Genomic DNA, 15,661 nt, shown 5'->3' with positions numbered 1-15,661 from the left:
ATGAACACGAAAATCATCAGTCTGGTTTCAATCGGCGCCCACCCGACCTCCGGCCGCCCACGCCGGGCGGAGCAGGATGCACGGGCAGTGGAACTGGGTTTGCAACTGGCTGGGGACAACCTGCAAGTGCTGCATGCCGGCGATGTCGCGGAACCCGCATTGCGCGCCTATCTGGGCATGGGCCTGGAGCAGATGCACGTGCTGGAGCAACCGGCGGACGCTGATGCGCTGCCGGCGCTGACGGCTTATTTGCGTGAGGCCGGTGCTCAAGTGGTGCTGACCGGTAGCCAGGCGGAAACCGGTGAAGGCTCGGGCATGTTGCCGTTTCTGCTGGCGGAAGGGTTGGGTTGGCCACTGGTGGTCGGATTGGCCCAGGTCGAGTCGATCAATGATGGTTCGGCGCTGGTGCTGCAAGCGCTACCGCGTGGGCAACGTCGCCGTTTGAAGGTGAAGCTGCCGTTTCTGGCGACTGTGGATAACGCGGCGCCGAAGCCGAGGCAGAGTGCGTATGGGCCGGCGCGGCGTGGGCAGTTGGAGGCTGATGACGTCGAAGTTATCGACGATGAGCTTTTGTCTGTCGCCACGCTGCAACCGGCCAAGCCGCGACCGAAGCGCTTGAAAGTGATCAAGGCCAAAAGTGGTGCTGATCGGATGAAGGCTGCTACGGCCAAGGCCAGTGGCGGTGGCGGGCAAGTGCTCAAAGGCGTCACGGCGCAAGCCGGCGCCGAAGCCATCCTCAAGCTGCTGATCGAAGAAGGCGTTGTCCGCTGACACCCTGCAAAGCCCCTGTAGGAGCTGTCGAGTGAAACGAGGCTGCGATCTTTTGATCTTCAAAAATCAAGATCAAAAGATCGCAGCGTGCCGCAGCTCCTACATATGAGCCGAGCGCATCGAGATATTGCGCTGTTTACCCACAATCCCTGTTGGCGAATCTGTGGATAACGTGTTCGCCCATCCCTGCACCCTACGCCAATCAAGGCCTCCAGCCCTCAGATCAAAAAACAACCAGCTTAACTAACGGTTTTTACTGGCTTTTCCCCTTGGATAACGACACAAGTTGCCCCCAATCTCTGTTGGCGCTTCTGTGGATAAGATGTTCGCTATCCCCCAAGAGCCATATAAAACGTGGCTTGCACGGATTTGACTAAAAACTGATCAAATCATTAATTCTCACCGTGGTGACTCTCTGTAAAGCCCGGTTTTTCACAGTCGCAGGCATTTTTCCACAGCGCCTGCAAAGTTACCCCCGAAGTCTGTTGGCGCTTCTGTGGATAACGTGTTCGCCATCCTCTACAGGTCTTTAAATACGTGGCTTATAGGGGTTTGATTAAAAAACGTACAATCCATGTCTCAGACTGCCCTTCTGGATAAGTCACGGTTTTTCTTCACTTATTCACCGCTGTTTTTCTCATTCATCCACAGTTGTCCCCGTTTGCTGTGGGTGGCTATGTGGATAACTTGTTCGCCAAACCCTGCAAGCCCCGGCAGATATAGTCCAAAAGGCAATTGATCAAATTTCATACAGTTTCCGACATCTCCGCGCACAACAAGACTGCACTCCCGCCGTGCGCGATCATTTTTGAATGGGCTTCTCCATATAATTAATTTTACGATGCTCAGCTTCCGATAGTTCTATCGAGTGGTTTGACAGGGTTGATTGCCACAGCTTTAATTGGCTTCACGCGATTAAATGAACAAGGTTGTTCATTGTTTTATTCTTGTCACAGTACAGGGGTTTGGCTATGGAAGGCGTTCGCGCTCATTTACATTCTTCATTTTGAAAAATTCTTTTTCTGCGAACTTTCGATATGTTCGGCTCGAGCCGGTACATGGGGATTTTGCACCTGAATATAATGTAATGCTCACGTAAGTTTGCGTGGGCTTAATCAAAGTTTTTGACGAGTGCTGCCGACGTGCGAGGCGGCAAGCGCTTATCAGCCTGAGCACAGTAAAAGTGCAATTCATATGACACTACAAGGAGTTCTAAAATGTCTGAAGCTGCCAAGTCTAAAATCAAATCAGTCGCCGACGCCGCTGTTGCTCCGTCGAAAGAGGCTTATGTCGAACTGCTGAACGAGATGCGCGTGCATGCGAAGCAACTTTCCACGGGTACGGCCCGAGGCGTTTTAATGGCTTCGCCGCACCTGCAGCATCTTCACCTGCGTAGTCTTTATCTGAACACCAGTTCCAATGACCCAGCCGTAAAAAGGCTGGAGCCGCTGGCCAAGGAGGTTGGCGAGGAGCAGTCGAACCAGTCGGAGCAGGAGCTGACCAAAGCGACCGAGACGTTCCAGAATTCAGGCTCCACCGATACCAAATCCTATAAAGATAAACTTGAGGAGTTGCGTAACCGCGATCATAAAGCAGCGGCGGAGCGTATCGATAAGATGTACGACGCTGCCATTGGAGAGGTCGAAAAGTTTCCTGGCAGCGCGGACGCGGTTGTTGGGTTTATGGATCTTTTCGGCGGTCTGTTCAATAGCGTGCTCGATAAGATTACTGCGTTTTTTGTCGAAATTGGCCAGAAAATCCTGAGCTGGTTAAAAAATGTCTGGGAGAAGATCACCAATACATTCAATTCGGTCGTGAACTGGATCAGTGGTTGGTTTTCCTGATCTGTTTGAAGGTTGTGAGGTGATTAATGATCAAGCCTTTCAAACCGATCGGACCTCCACCGTTTATCGATCCAATCGAAGGTGAGTGGTGTCGTGCTTTCAATATCGAAGAGAACAGAGCGCTTGACGATAATAAAGCAAAGCTCGACGTTCTTCGTCAGCGCGATAAGAAACGTACCGAGGAGAAGATTGATAGTTTGTACGATGAGTTGCAGCGAAAAATCGATCCAGACTATAAACGACCGCCGAGCGCTTCCGACATAGATAATATCTTTGAGGCAGCGCAACGTATTATCAAATCGTGGAACTGGTAGCCGTTTTGTAATGGCAATAAAAAACCGCGAGCATGCTCGCGGTTTTTCTTATTTACAGTTCGCCTTCTTCAACCTTGAACGGGCACACCCTTGAGATACGGCGCAGGCTCAGCCCCAAGGTTGCTCAACAACCGCTCGCTGTACCAATCGACGAAATTCACCACACCAAACTCATAGGTCTTCGAGTATGGCCCCGGCTGGTAAGCCGTGGAGTTGATCCCGCGCTGGTTTTCTTCGGCCAGACGCCGATCCTGATCATTGGTCGCATCCCACACCTGGCGCATGCGTTCTACGTCGTAATCGACGCCTTCAACCGCATCCTTGTGCACGATCCACTTAGTGGTAACCAAGGTTTCCTGGGCGCTGATCGGCCACACGGTGAAGACGATGATGTGATCGCCCATGCAGTGGTTCCACGAGTGCGGCAGGTGCAGGATGCGCATTGAGCCGAGATCCGGGTTCTTGATGCGGCCCATCAGTTTGGCGCAGCCCTGTTTGCCGTCGAGGGTCATCGACACGGTGCCCTTGAGCAGCGGCATGCGCACGATGCGGTTGCGCAGGCCGAAACTGGCGTGGGCGTACGGGATCTTTTCGGCTTCCCAGGCCGCGGCGGAGGCCGCGACGTGATCCTTGAACGCCTGATCGGCGCGCGGGTCGGTGACGTCGTCCCACTCCAGCAGGGTTTTCAGCAGTTCCGGGTGCGAGGCGTTGCAGTGGTAGCACTCGCGATTGTTTTCCAGCACCAGTTTCCAGTTGGCCTTTTCCACCAGGGTGGTGGTGATTGCCACCTTGGTGTTCTCCATGTCGTACGGTTCCATGTAGTGGTTCAGCGTCGACAGGAAGTCATCAATGGCCGGTGGATTCTCCGCCAGGCTGATAAAGATGTAGCCGCCAGCGGTCTTTACGTTCACCGGTTTGAGGCCGTACTGCTTCATGTCGAAGTCGGCGCCCATTTCGATGCCGGCGAACAGCAGGCGACCGTCCAGCTCATAGGTCCACTGGTGGTAGTGGCAGACCAGTTTGGCGACCTTGCCCTTTTCACTGGTGCACAGGCGCGAGCCACGGTGGCGGCAGACGTTATGGAACGCATGCACCACACCTTCGGCGCCACGGATGACGATGATCGGGTTTTTGCCGACCTGCAGGGTCAGGTAGTTGCCCTTGGTCGGGATTTCGCAGGTCATGCCGGCGATCAACCACTCTTTCTGGAAGATCTCCTGCATGTCGATATCGAACAGCCGCTCGTCGCTGTAGAACGGTTGCGGCAGCGAGAAGGTGCGCTCGCGCTCCTGCAACATTTGGGCGGTGGCCTTGCGTGCGGGTTCCAGCGGATCGCCCAGGCTGATTTTTGCGGTGACGTCCATCGATGTGATCCTCATGGCCATCTGCGTGGCCGGCGAAAGTGGCTAATCAGGTGTGCTGCTAACGGTTGCTACGCAAGGTGTAAAGAATCTGTCTTGGTGTTGGGGCGAGTGTGGGCCCGGCGCAGGGCGGAACCTTATCCATGGGCGACATGGTGCAATCTGTTCCCGACGCGCAACCCCCGGTGGTTGGGGGCTGGTCGCGATAAGTATGCCGATGTCGCGGATAGGTAAACGGGCGGTCTGCGCTATACGCAGAATCGCCACATGAAGGCCGACAGTCGGCCGTGGAGAACAGCATGTCCAACAGCTTCCTGAATCCGGTCACCACCCAGACCTGGGCCAATGGTCGACACATTGTCCGTTGCGTCAAAGTCATCCAGGAAACCTGGGACGTGCGCACCTTCTGCTTCATGGCCGATCAGCCGATCCTGTTCTTCTTCAAGCCCGGGCAGTTCGTCACCCTGGAGCTGGAAATCGAAGGCCAGCCGATCATGCGTTCGTACACCATTTCCAGTTCGCCGTCGGTGCCTTACAGCTTTTCGGTGACGATCAAACGGGTGCCGGGCGGCAAGGTTTCCAACTGGTTGCACGACACGCTGCATGAAGGCCAGGAGCTGGCGGTGCATGGGCCGGTCGGGCTGTTCAATGCCATGGACTATCCGAGTCCGAAAGTCCTGTACCTCAGCGGCGGCGTCGGTATTACGCCGTGCATGTCGATGGCGCGCTGGTTCTACGACACCAACGCCAACGTCGACATGACCTTTGTCCACAGCGCGCGCTCGCCCAAAGACATCATTTACCACCGCGAGCTGGAACACATGGCCTCGCGGATCGACAACTTCAGCCTGCACCTGATCTGTGAGAAGCACGGCTTGGGTGAGCCGTGGGCCGGGTATCGCGGTTATCTCAATCACAAGATGCTCGAATTGATGGTGCCGGACTTCCTCGAGCGCGAAGTGTTCTGCTGCGGGCCGACGCCGTACATGCACGCCGTCAAGCGGCTGCTGGAAGCCGCCGGTTACGACATGTCGCGCTACCACGAAGAATCCTTCGGTGCCACGCCCCCCGAGGCTCGCGCCGATGCTGTCGAACAGGCCGAGCAGGCAGCCGACGCCCCAGAAATCGACGCGGCGGATCTGCATCAGGTGGAATTCACTTCGTCCGGCAAGAGCATTCGTGTGGCACCGGGCGAGACCGTGCATGCGGCGGCGGCCAAGCTCGGCCTGATGATCCCGAAAGCCTGCGGCATGGGGATTTGCGGGACGTGCAAGGTGCTCAAGCTTGGGGGCGAAGTGGAGATGGAGCACAACGGCGGGATTACCGAGGACGACGAGGCGGAAGGATTTATCTTGTCGTGCTGCAGCGTGCCGAAGGGCGACGTGCGCATCGAGTTCTAAAGATTGGCGCAAATCCAATGTGGGAGCGAGCCTGCTCGCGAATGCGACATGTCATTCAGCATCTGCGTTTTCTGACACGGCCTATTCGCGAGCAGGCTCGCTCCCACAGGGGTTATGGATTTCAATCTACGAAGAGGTCGGGCATCAGGGTTGCGTCGCTGTCCGGCTCGAAGCGATAGTGATTGAATTCGCTCACACCGCTCTCGCGCAAAATCTCCTCATCAATCAGCAATCGCCCCGTGATCTGCCGCTTGCTGCTACTCAAAATCACATACGCCGCATCCGCCATGATCTCGGGTGTGCGCGCATGCTTGAACGACTCTCTGTTGCCCAACTGAAACTCAATCGCTGCCGTGGCAATCATCGTCTGCGGCCACAGTGAGTTGACGCTGATCCCATACCCGGCGAATTCCTCGCTCATGCCCAGTGTCAGCATGCTCATGCCGTATTTGGTCACGGTATACGGACTGTACTGGGCGAACCACTTGGTCGCCAGGTTCAGTGGCGGCGACAGGTTGAGAATGTGCCCGGCGGATTTCTTCAGATAGGGCAGGGCGGCCTGGCTGCACAGCAGCACTGCACGGGTGTTGATCTGGTGCATCAGGTCGAAACGCTTGAGTTCGATGTGTTGCACGCCGGTCAATTTGATCGCCCCGGCGTTGTTCACCAGCGCATCGATGCTGCCGAAATGTTCGTTGGCCTGCGCCAACGCCTGGCGCACTGCGTCGTCGTCACGCACATCCAGTTGCAACGCCAAGGCTTTGCCGCCCGCCGCTTCGACTTCCGCGGCGACGCTGTGGATGGTGCCGGGCAACTTGGCGTGGGGTTCGGCGCTTTTCGCCGCAATGACAACATTTGCTCCGTCCCTGGCGGCTCGCAGCGCAATCTCACGGCCAATGCCACGGCTGGCGCCGGTGATGAACAGGGTTTTGCCTTGTAACGACATGCCGATGCTCCTGCTTATTGTTATCTGAGCGGAGGGCTCGACAAACAATGTAGACCAAGCGCAGAAAGGCAAACGACGAAGGGACCGTGCAGAACTGCCGAAGGTTGCGATTCAAGATCGCAGCCTGCGGCAGCTCCTACAGGGAGAGGGGGGGGTTATGTCAGGTCAGGCGCTCATGACTTCGCGGATGTCACGGGCCAGTTCGCGTACGCGCTCTTCTTCGGTATCCCACGAGCACATGAAACGTGCCCCGCCCTTGCCAATGAAGGTGTAGAAGCGCCAGCCGCGTTCCGTCAGCGCGGCGATGGCCGGCTCGGACAGTTGCAGGAACACGCCGTTGGCCTGGACCGGGAACATCAGCTCGACACCCGGAATGTCGCTGACCAGTTCGGCCAGCAGTTGCGCGCAGTGGTTGGCGTGGCGGGCGTATTTGAGCCAGGCGTCGTTTTCGAGGATGCCCACCCACGGTGCCGACAGAAAGCGCATCTTCGAGGCCAGTTGTCCGGCCTGTTTGCAGCGGTAATCGAAGTCTTCGGCCAGTTTGTGGTTGAAGAACAGGATCGCTTCACCGACGGCCATGCCGTTTTTGGTGCCACCAAAACACAACACATCAACACCGGCCTTCCAGGTCAGATCCGCTGGCGAGCAGCCGAGGAACGCGCAGGCGTTGGAGAAACGCGCACCGTCCATGTGCAGGTTCAGGCCCAGCTCTTTGCAGGTGGCGCTGATGGCGCGGATTTCTTCCGGGGTGTAGACGCTACCGACTTCAGTGGCCTGGGTCAGGGTCACGACGCGCGGTTTGGGGTAGTGAATGTCCTGACGCTTGAGCGCGACTTCGCGGATCGAGGCCGGGGTGATCTTGCCGTTTTCAGTGCCGGCGATCAGCAGTTTCGAGCCGTTGGAGAAGAATTCCGGGGCGCCACATTCGTCGGTTTCGACGTGGGCGGTTTCCGAGCAGATCACGCTGTGATAACTCTGGCACAGCGACGACAGGGCCAGCGAGTTGGCGGCGGTGCCGTTGAAGGCGAAGAATACTTCGCAATCGGTGTCGAACAGCTTGCGGAAATGGTCGGCCGCGCGAGCGGTCCATTCATCATCGCCGTAAGCGCGTTGGTGGCCGTGGTTGGCCTGTTCCATGGCAGCCCAGGCTTCAGGGCAAATACCGGAATAGTTGTCGCTGGCGAATTGTTGGCTCTTGTCGGTCATGGCCGGCTTCCGTGATCGAAACGCTTGTGGCGCTTCGTTGGTCAATGATGGTGCGCACTTTACCGAAGATCTTCCGGGGAGCACACGAGATGTCGCTGTCAAAACTCTACAAGGACACGGGCCGATTATGCACCTGAGCAATCGCGACGGCGCGCTGGATCTGCTCAAGTGGCTGGCACTGTTGAGCATGTTGCTCGATCACCTGCGATATGTCGGGTTCTCCGTCGATTGGCTGTATGTGCCTGGGCGGTTGGCGTTTCCATGGTTTTGTCTGGCGATGGCAGCGAATCTTGATCGTGCGGGGGCGCGCAAGACCGAGTGGCGGTATCTGGGCTGGTTGCTGTTGTTCAGCCTGGTCAGCGAGATTCCGTATCGGTTGTACATTCCTGATCCCGACACGTTGAACGTGATGCCGACGCTGGCGTTGGGATTGCTGGTGGCGCGAGGCTGGCAGGATCGGACCTTGGCATCGCGCGTGCTCGGCGCCGGCGCGCTGCTGCTTTCTGCGTTGTTCTCGGAACGGCTGATGTTCGGTTTCTTTGGTGTTTTGCTGCCGCTGACGACGTTGTGGGTGATTCGTCGCCCGTGGTATTTCGCGGTGTTGCCGGGGCTGGTGTGCCTGGCGGCGAATCAGTGGCGGGTGTTGTTTGAATCTGCGCGGTTCGGCAATGAGTTGGCGATCTTCGGCCTTATCATTTGCCTGATTGCGCCGTTGCTTGGGATGTTGCTTTTGCGACATGCCCAAACCGCTAAGCCGCCTCCGATGCGGCGCTGGGCCTACGTCCTCTATCCCGCACATTTTCTCCTGCTACTACTTATCCGCCAGATCGCCGCCTAACCCTGTGGGAGCTGGCTTGCCAGCGATAGCGGTGGGTCAGCCTCCATTAATGCCAGATGTGCCACCGCCATCGCTGGCAAGCCAGCTCCCACAGGGTTCTCCAGTGTTTTTGAGATCGAGTCTGGCAAGGGCTTTTCCCGCCATGTCGTAAACGCACCTTTGCGTGGCGTCCGTAGGCATTTGAGCTGTCTGCGCCGGTCATACCATCGCATCAAAGGGCACGCAGGTGCCTGACCGAGACGAATGGCGCACCGCCGCCGCTGGGAGAGACGCGATGTTCAGCAAGCAAGACCAGATCCAGGGTTACGACGATGCACTGCTGGCGGCGATGAATGCCGAGGAGCAACGTCAGGAAGATCACATCGAGCTGATCGCGTCGGAGAACTACACCAGCAAACGCGTGATGCAAGCCCAGGGCAGTGGCCTCACCAACAAATACGCCGAAGGCTATCCGGGCAAGCGCTACTACGGCGGCTGCGAGCATGTGGATAAAGTCGAAGCGCTGGCCATCGAGCGCGCCAAGCAACTGTTCGGCGCCGATTACGCCAACGTCCAGCCGCACTCCGGTTCCTCGGCCAACAGCGCCGTGTACCTGGCGTTGATCCAGCCGGGCGACACCATTCTGGGCATGAGCCTGGCCCACGGTGGTCACTTGACCCACGGCGCCAAAGTGTCGTCCTCGGGCAAGCTCTATAACGCCGTGCAGTACGGGATCAACACCGATACCGGCCTGATCGATTACGACGAGGTCGAGCGTCTGGCCGTCGAGTGCCAGCCGAAAATGATCATCGCCGGTTTCTCGGCTTACTCCAAGACGCTGGATTTCCCGCGCTTCCGCCAGATCGCCGACAAGGTCGGTGCGCTGCTGTTCGTCGACATGGCTCACGTCGCCGGGCTGGTCGCGGCCGGTCTGTACCCGAATCCGCTGCCGTACGCCGACGTGGTCACCACCACCACGCACAAAACCCTGCGCGGCCCGCGTGGTGGCTTGATCCTGGCCAAGTCCAACGAAGAAATTGAAAAGAAACTCAACTCTGCGGTGTTCCCCGGCGCTCAGGGTGGCCCGCTGATGCACGTCATCGCCGGTAAAGCCGTGTGCTTCAAGGAAGCGCTGGAGCCTGGCTTCAAGGCATATCAGCAACAAGTGATCGACAACGCCCAGGCGATGGCGAGCGTATTTATCAAACGTGGCTACGATGTAGTGTCCGGCGGGACTGACAACCATCTGTTCTTGGTCAGCCTGATCCGTCAGGGCCTGACCGGCAAAGACGCCGATGCCGCCCTCGGCCGTGCACACATCACCGTCAACAAGAACGCGGTGCCGAACGATCCGCAGTCGCCGTTCGTGACGTCCGGTCTGCGCATCGGCACCCCGGCCGTCACGACTCGCGGCTTCAAAGTGACGCAGTGCACTGAACTGGCCGGCTGGATCTGCGACATCCTCGATAACCTTGGCGATGCCGATGTTGAGGCGGATGTGGCGAAAAACGTCGCGGCCCTGTGCGCTGACTTCCCGGTTTATCGCTGAGCGTTCTGGAGTACATGACTATGCAACGCTATTCGGGCTTCGGCCTCTTCAAACACTCGCTCAGCCACCACGAAAACTGGCAGAAAATGTGGCGCACGCCGGCCCCGAAAAAGGTCTACGACGTGGTCATCGTCGGCGGCGGCGGGCACGGTCTGGCGACTGCTTACTATCTGGCAAAAGAGCACGGCATCACCAACGTCGCCGTGGTCGAGAAGGGCTGGCTGGGCGGCGGTAACACCGCGCGCAACACCACCATCGTGCGCTCCAACTATCTGTGGGACGAGTCGGCGCATCTGTACGAACACGCGATGAAATTGTGGGAAGGCCTGTCGCAAGACTTGAACTACAACGTGATGTTCTCCCAGCGCGGCGTCTACAACCTGTGCCACACCTTGCAGGATATCCGCGATTCCGAACGCCGGGTCAGCGCCAACCGCCTCAACGGCGTCGATGGCGAGTTGCTCAACACTGAGCAAGTCGCCAACGAGATTCCGTACCTCGATTGCTCGAAAAACACTCGCTACCCAGTGCTCGGCGCAACCGTCCAGCGTCGCGGCGGCGTCGCCCGTCACGATGCCGTGGCGTGGGGCTTTGCCCGTGCTGCTGATGCTTTGGGCGTGGACTTGATCCAACAGACCGAAGTCATCGGTTTCCGCAAAGAAAACGGCGTGTGCATCGGCGTTGAAACCAACAAGGGTTTTATCGGCGCCAAGCGCGTCGGCGTGGTGACGGCCGGTAACTCCGGGCACATGGCCAAACTCGCCGGTTTCCGTCTGCCGATCGAATCCCACCCGCTGCAAGCACTGGTGTCCGAGCCGATCAAACCGATTATCGACAGCGTGATCATGTCCAACGCCGTGCACGGTTACATCAGCCAGTCCGACAAGGGCGACCTGGTGATCGGCGCCGGTATCGACGGCTACAACGGTTACGGCCAGCGTGGTTCGTACCCGGTGATCGAGCACACCATTCAGGCCATCGTCGAGATGTTCCCGGTGTTGTCCCGTGTACGCATGAACCGTCAGTGGGGCGGCATCGTCGACACCACGCCGGATGCTTGCCCGATCATTTCTAAAACCCCGGTGCCGAACATGTTCTTCAACTGCGGTTGGGGCACCGGTGGCTTCAAGGCAACACCTGGCTCGGGCAACGTGTTTGCCGCGAGCCTGGCCAAGGGTGAAATGCACCCGTTGGCCGCACCTTTCTCCATCGACCGTTTCCACAACGGTGCGTTGATCGATGAACACGGCGCTGCTGCGGTTGCCCACTAACAGGAGAAATCCCATGTTGCATATCTTCTGTCCTCACTGCGGCGAGCTGCGCTCCGAAGAGGAATTCCATGCATCCGGTCAGGCGCACATCCCGCGTCCGCTGGACCCTGCAAGCTGCACCGATGCGGAGTGGGGCGACTACATGTTCTTCCGCGATAACCCACGCGGTCTGCACCACGAGCTGTGGGATCACGTCGCCGGTTGCCGCCAGTACTTCAACGTCACCCGCGACACCGTGACCTACGAGATTCTCGAAACCTACAAGATCGGCACCAAGCCGCAATTCACCGACAAGGCTGATGCTGCGAAAACAGCCACGACGGCGCTGGGAGAGAAGGTATGAGCCAGACCAATCGCCTGTCCAACGGTGGACGGATCGACCGCAACAAAGTGCTGAGCTTCACCTTCAACGGTCAGAGCTACAAAGGCTTCGAGGGTGACTCGCTGGCCTCGGCGCTGATCGCCAACGGCGTCGACATCATCGGCCGCAGCTTCAAGTATTCGCGCCCACGCGGCATCTTTGCTGCCGGTGCCGAAGAGCCGAACGCGGTGCTGCAGATCGGTGCTACCGAAGCCACGCAGATCCCCAACGTGCGCGCCACGCAACAGGCGCTGTATCAAGGTCTGGTCGCGACCAGCACCAACGGCTGGCCGAGCGTCAACAACGACATGATGGGGATTCTCGGCAAGGTCGGCGGCAAGCTGATGCCGCCGGGTTTCTACTACAAAACCTTCATGTACCCGCAATCGTTCTGGATGACTTACGAGAAGTACATTCGTAAGGCTGCAGGTCTTGGCCGCTCGCCGACCGAGAATGATCCGGACACCTACGACTACATGAACCAGCACTGCGACGTGCTGATTGTTGGCGGTGGCCCGGCCGGTCTCGCTGCAGCACTGGCCGCTGCGCGTAGCGGTGCTCGCGTGATCCTCGCCGATGAGCAGGAAGAGTTCGGCGGCAGCCTGCTTGATTCGCGCGAAAGCCTCGACGGCAAGCCTGCGTTGGAGTGGGTTGCCAGCGTCATCACCGAACTGAAAAACTCCCCGGACGTGCTGATCCTGCCGCGCGCCACGGTCAACGGTTACCACGACCACAACTTCCTGACCATTCACGAACGCCTCACCGATCACCTCGGCGACCGTGCGCCAATCGGTCAGGTGCGTCAGCGCATCCACCGCGTTCGCGCCAAGCGTGTGGTGCTGGCCACTGGCGCTTGCGAGCGTCCGCTGGTCTACGGCAACAACGATGTGCCGGGCAACATGCTCGCCGGTGCGGTATCGACTTACGTGCGCCGCTACGGTGTGGCGCCGGGCAAGAAACTGGTCCTCAGCACCAACAACGATCACGCCTACCGCGTGGCGCTCGATTGGCTCGACGCCAGCCTGCAAGTGGTGGCCATCGCCGATGCTCGCAGCAATCCGCGTGGCGCACTGGTTGAGGAGGCTCGCGCTAAAGGCATCCGCATCCTCACCGGCAGCGCCGTGATCGAGACCCGAGGCAGCAAGCGCGTCACTGCTGCCCGCGTCGCCGCGATTGATGTCAAAGCGCACGCCGTGACCAGTCCGGGCGAATGGCTCGACTGCGACGTGGTCGCCAGCTCCGGCGGCTACAGCCCGGTAGTTCACCTGGCCTCGCACCTGGGCGGCAAGCCGACCTGGCGTGAAGACATCCTCGGTTTCGTGCCGGGCGAAGCACCGCAGAAACGCGTGTGCGTCGGTGGCATCAACGGTGTCTACGGTCTCGGCGATTCGCTGGCTGACGGTTTTGAAGGTGGCGTGCGCGCCGCTGCCGAAGCCGGTTTCCAGACCGTTGAAGGCGTGCTGCCAAAAGCCTTGAGCCGTCACGAAGAGCCGACGCTGGCGCTGTTCCAGGTGCCGCATGAGAAGGGCACCGCACGGGCGCCGAAGCAATTCGTCGACCTGCAAAACGATGTGACCGCCGCCGCCATCGAACTGGCGACTCGCGAAGGTTTCGAGTCGGTCGAGCACGTCAAACGCTATACCGCGCTGGGCTTCGGCACCGATCAGGGCAAACTGGGCAACGTCAACGGTCTGGCCATCGCCGCCCGTTCGCTGAACGTGACCATCCCGCAGATGGGCACCACGATGTTCCGCCCGAACTACACGCCAGTGACTTTCGGCGCGATCGCCGGCCGCCACTGCGGGCATATCTTCGAGCCGGTGCGTTATACCGCACTGCATCAATGGCACCTGAAAAACGGCGCCGAGTTCGAAGACGTCGGCCAGTGGAAGCGTCCGTGGTACTTCCCTAAAAACGGCGAAGACCTGCATGCCGCTGTGAAGCGCGAATGCAAAGCCGTGCGCGACAGCGTCGGCCTGCTCGACGCCTCGACGCTGGGCAAGATCGACATTCAAGGCCCGGATGCCCGCGAGTTCCTTAACCGCGTGTACACCAACGCCTGGACCAAACTCGATGTGGGCAAGGCCCGTTACGGTTTGATGTGCAAAGAAGACGGCATGGTCTTCGACGACGGCGTGACGGCTTGCCTGGCCGACAACCATTTCGTCATGACCACCACCACTGGCGGCGCCGCTCGCGTCCTGCAATGGCTGGAGCTGTACCACCAGACCGAATGGCCGGACATGAAGGTGTACTTCACCTCCGTGACCGACCACTGGGCGACCATGACCCTGTCCGGCCCGAACAGCCGCAAGCTGCTCAGCGCTGTCACTGATATCGATTTGAGCAACGAAGCGTTCCCGTTCATGACCTGGAAAGAAGGCGAGGTCGGCGGCGTGCCGGCGCGGGTGTTCCGTATCTCGTTCACCGGTGAGCTGTCGTACGAAGTCAACGTGCAGGCCGACTACGCGATGGGCGTGCTGGAGAAAATCGTCGAGGCCGGCAAGCAGTACAACCTGACGCCGTATGGCACCGAAACCATGCACGTCCTGCGCGCCGAGAAAGGTTTCATCATCGTCGGCCAGGACACTGACGGCTCGATGACCCCGGACGACTTGAACATGGGCTGGTGTGTCGGTCGCACCAAACCGTTCTCGTGGATCGGCCAGCGCGGCATGAACCGTGAAGACTGCGTGCGTGATCAGCGCAAACAGTTGGTGGGCCTGAAGCCGATCGATCCGACCAAGTGGCTGCCGGAAGGTGCGCAGTTGGTGTTCAACACTAAACAGACGATCCCGATGACCATGGTCGGCCACGTGACTTCCAGCTATGCGCACAACTCCCTGGGCTATTCGTTTGCGATGGGCGTGGTGAAGGGCGGTTTGAAGCGTCTTGGCGAGCGGGTGTTTGCACCGTTGGCGGACGGCAGCGTGATCGAGGCGGAAATCGTTTCTTCGGTGTTCTTCGATCCGAAGGGTGATCGCCAGAACATTTGATGGTCTCGAGAACTGTGGGCGGGCGGCTATTCGCGAGCAGGCTCGCTCCCACATTCGACCGCGTTCACCTGGGTGAGCGAGCCTGCTCGCGAAAGCGGCAGATCAGCCACCACAGGAACCAACAGAATTCAGCAAAGGTGCTTTATGACCACAGCCAACGTGTACCAACAACGCCCGACCACCGGTGCCCGTGCCGAGTCGTCGCTGCACCATGCCGACCTCGCCAGCCTGGTCGGCAAGGGCCGCAAGAACGCCGGCGTGATCGTGCGTGAGCGCAAACTCCTCGGCCACCTGACCATTCGTGGCGACGGTCATGATCCAGCGTTCGCCGCTGGCGTGCACAAAGCACTGGGCATCGAATTGCCCGGCGCCCTGAGCGTGATCGTCGAAGGCGAAACCAGCCTGCAATGGATGGGCCCGGATGAATGGCTGCTGATCGTGCCAAGCGGTGAGGAGTTCGCCGCTGAACAGAAACTGCGTGAAGCGCTGGGCGATCTGCACATCGCGATCGTCAACGTCAGCGGTGGCCAGCAACTGCTCGAACTGAGCGGGCCGAACGTGCGTCAGGTGCTGATGAAGTCCACCAGCTACGACGTGCATCCGAACAGCTTCCCGGTCGGTAAAGCGGTGGGCACGGTGTTCGCCAAGTCGCAACTGATGATTCGCCATACCGCTGAAGACACCTGGGAACTGCTGATCCGCCGCAGCTTCTCGGATTACTGGTGGTTGTGGTTGCAGGATGCTTCGGCTGAATACGGGTTGAGCGTTCAGGCATGAAAAGCCCCCCCAGCCCTCTCCCCCAAGGGGGAGAGGGAAAGGGAGCCG

At 59.0% G+C, this 15,661-nt stretch carries 14 protein-coding genes; 10 read left to right on the top strand and 4 right to left on the bottom strand.

Annotated elements, in window-relative coordinates; translation table 11 throughout:
* Positions 1-771, top strand: coding sequence for an electron transfer flavoprotein subunit beta (gene etfB / locus H8B20_RS09970; protein WP_210623048.1), 771 nt, complete (start codon positions 1-3; stop codon positions 769-771).
* Positions 772-1,389: 618 nt separating this feature from the next.
* On the opposite strand, the gene H8B20_RS28075 is transcribed toward etfB, so the two are convergent.
* Positions 1,390-1,521, bottom strand: a complete 132-nt coding sequence (locus H8B20_RS28075) for a hypothetical protein (protein WP_274611384.1) — start codon at positions 1,519-1,521, stop codon at positions 1,390-1,392.
* A gap of 467 nt (positions 1,522-1,988) precedes the next feature.
* Here H8B20_RS28075 and H8B20_RS09965 point away from each other — a divergent pair, with 467 nt between their 5' ends.
* Positions 1,989-2,615, top strand: coding sequence for a hypothetical protein (locus H8B20_RS09965; protein WP_210623047.1), 627 nt, complete (start codon positions 1,989-1,991; stop codon positions 2,613-2,615).
* Positions 2,616-2,641: 26 nt separating this feature from the next.
* Positions 2,642-2,929 (top strand): hypothetical protein, encoded by a 288-nt coding sequence (locus H8B20_RS09960; protein ID WP_210623046.1) that lies wholly within the window; start codon positions 2,642-2,644, stop codon positions 2,927-2,929.
* 68 nt (positions 2,930-2,997) lie between these two features.
* Here the strand turns inward: H8B20_RS09960 and gbcA are convergent, their stop codons facing one another.
* Positions 2,998-4,293: an aromatic ring-hydroxylating oxygenase subunit alpha gene (gene gbcA, locus H8B20_RS09955; protein WP_210623045.1), complete on the bottom strand. Its 1,296-nt coding sequence runs from the start codon at positions 4,291-4,293 to the stop codon at positions 2,998-3,000.
* A 296-nt stretch (positions 4,294-4,589) separates the two neighbouring features.
* Here gbcA and gbcB point away from each other — a divergent pair, with 296 nt between their 5' ends.
* A complete protein-coding gene (gene gbcB / locus H8B20_RS09950; protein WP_042561454.1) occupies positions 4,590-5,690 on the top strand; it encodes a glycine-betaine demethylase subunit GbcB in 1,101 nt (366 codons plus the stop codon).
* 121 nt (positions 5,691-5,811) lie between these two features.
* On the opposite strand, the gene H8B20_RS09945 is transcribed toward gbcB, so the two are convergent.
* Together H8B20_RS09945 and H8B20_RS09940 are read right to left on the bottom strand one after the other, a co-directional pair.
* Complete coding sequence (locus H8B20_RS09945) at positions 5,812-6,636, bottom strand: SDR family oxidoreductase (protein ID WP_042561453.1); 825 nt, start codon at positions 6,634-6,636, stop codon at positions 5,812-5,814.
* A gap of 165 nt (positions 6,637-6,801) precedes the next feature.
* On the bottom strand, positions 6,802-7,842 hold the full coding sequence (locus H8B20_RS09940) for a threonine aldolase family protein (RefSeq protein WP_042561452.1): 1,041 nt from the start codon (positions 7,840-7,842) through the stop codon (positions 6,802-6,804).
* A 127-nt stretch (positions 7,843-7,969) separates the two neighbouring features.
* On the opposite strand from H8B20_RS09940, the gene H8B20_RS09935 reads away from it, so the two are divergent.
* The 6 genes from H8B20_RS09935 to H8B20_RS09910 all read left to right on the top strand — a co-directional run bounded on the left by H8B20_RS09935 (position 7,970) and on the right by H8B20_RS09910 (position 15,613).
* A complete protein-coding gene (locus H8B20_RS09935; protein ID WP_210623044.1) occupies positions 7,970-8,680 on the top strand; it encodes a TraX family protein in 711 nt (236 codons plus the stop codon).
* A 274-nt stretch (positions 8,681-8,954) separates the two neighbouring features.
* Positions 8,955-10,208 carry a serine hydroxymethyltransferase gene (glyA, locus tag H8B20_RS09930; RefSeq protein WP_042561450.1) on the top strand — a complete coding sequence of 418 codons (1,254 nt, stop codon included), beginning with the start codon at positions 8,955-8,957 and terminating at the stop codon, positions 10,206-10,208.
* Positions 10,209-10,228: 20 nt separating this feature from the next.
* Positions 10,229-11,479, top strand: coding sequence for a sarcosine oxidase subunit beta (locus H8B20_RS09925; protein ID WP_210623043.1), 1,251 nt, complete (start codon positions 10,229-10,231; stop codon positions 11,477-11,479).
* A 13-nt stretch (positions 11,480-11,492) separates the two neighbouring features.
* Complete coding sequence (locus H8B20_RS09920; protein ID WP_042561448.1) at positions 11,493-11,822, top strand: sarcosine oxidase subunit delta; 330 nt, start codon at positions 11,493-11,495, stop codon at positions 11,820-11,822.
* Positions 11,819-14,836, top strand: a complete 3,018-nt coding sequence (locus tag H8B20_RS09915; protein WP_210623042.1) for a sarcosine oxidase subunit alpha — start codon at positions 11,819-11,821, stop codon at positions 14,834-14,836. Before H8B20_RS09920 ends, H8B20_RS09915 begins: the two co-directional genes overlap by 4 nt.
* A gap of 144 nt (positions 14,837-14,980) precedes the next feature.
* Complete coding sequence (locus H8B20_RS09910; protein ID WP_042561446.1) at positions 14,981-15,613, top strand: sarcosine oxidase subunit gamma; 633 nt, start codon at positions 14,981-14,983, stop codon at positions 15,611-15,613.
* Positions 15,614-15,661: the final 48 nt, after the last annotated feature.

The sequence above is a fragment of the Pseudomonas sp. P42 genome (assembly GCF_017973755.1).
Taxonomy (GTDB): Bacteria; Pseudomonadota; Gammaproteobacteria; order Pseudomonadales; family Pseudomonadaceae; genus Aquipseudomonas; species Aquipseudomonas iridis.
The sequence above is the reverse complement of the archived record's forward strand: the minus strand, read 5'-3'. Positions and strand labels throughout refer to the sequence as shown.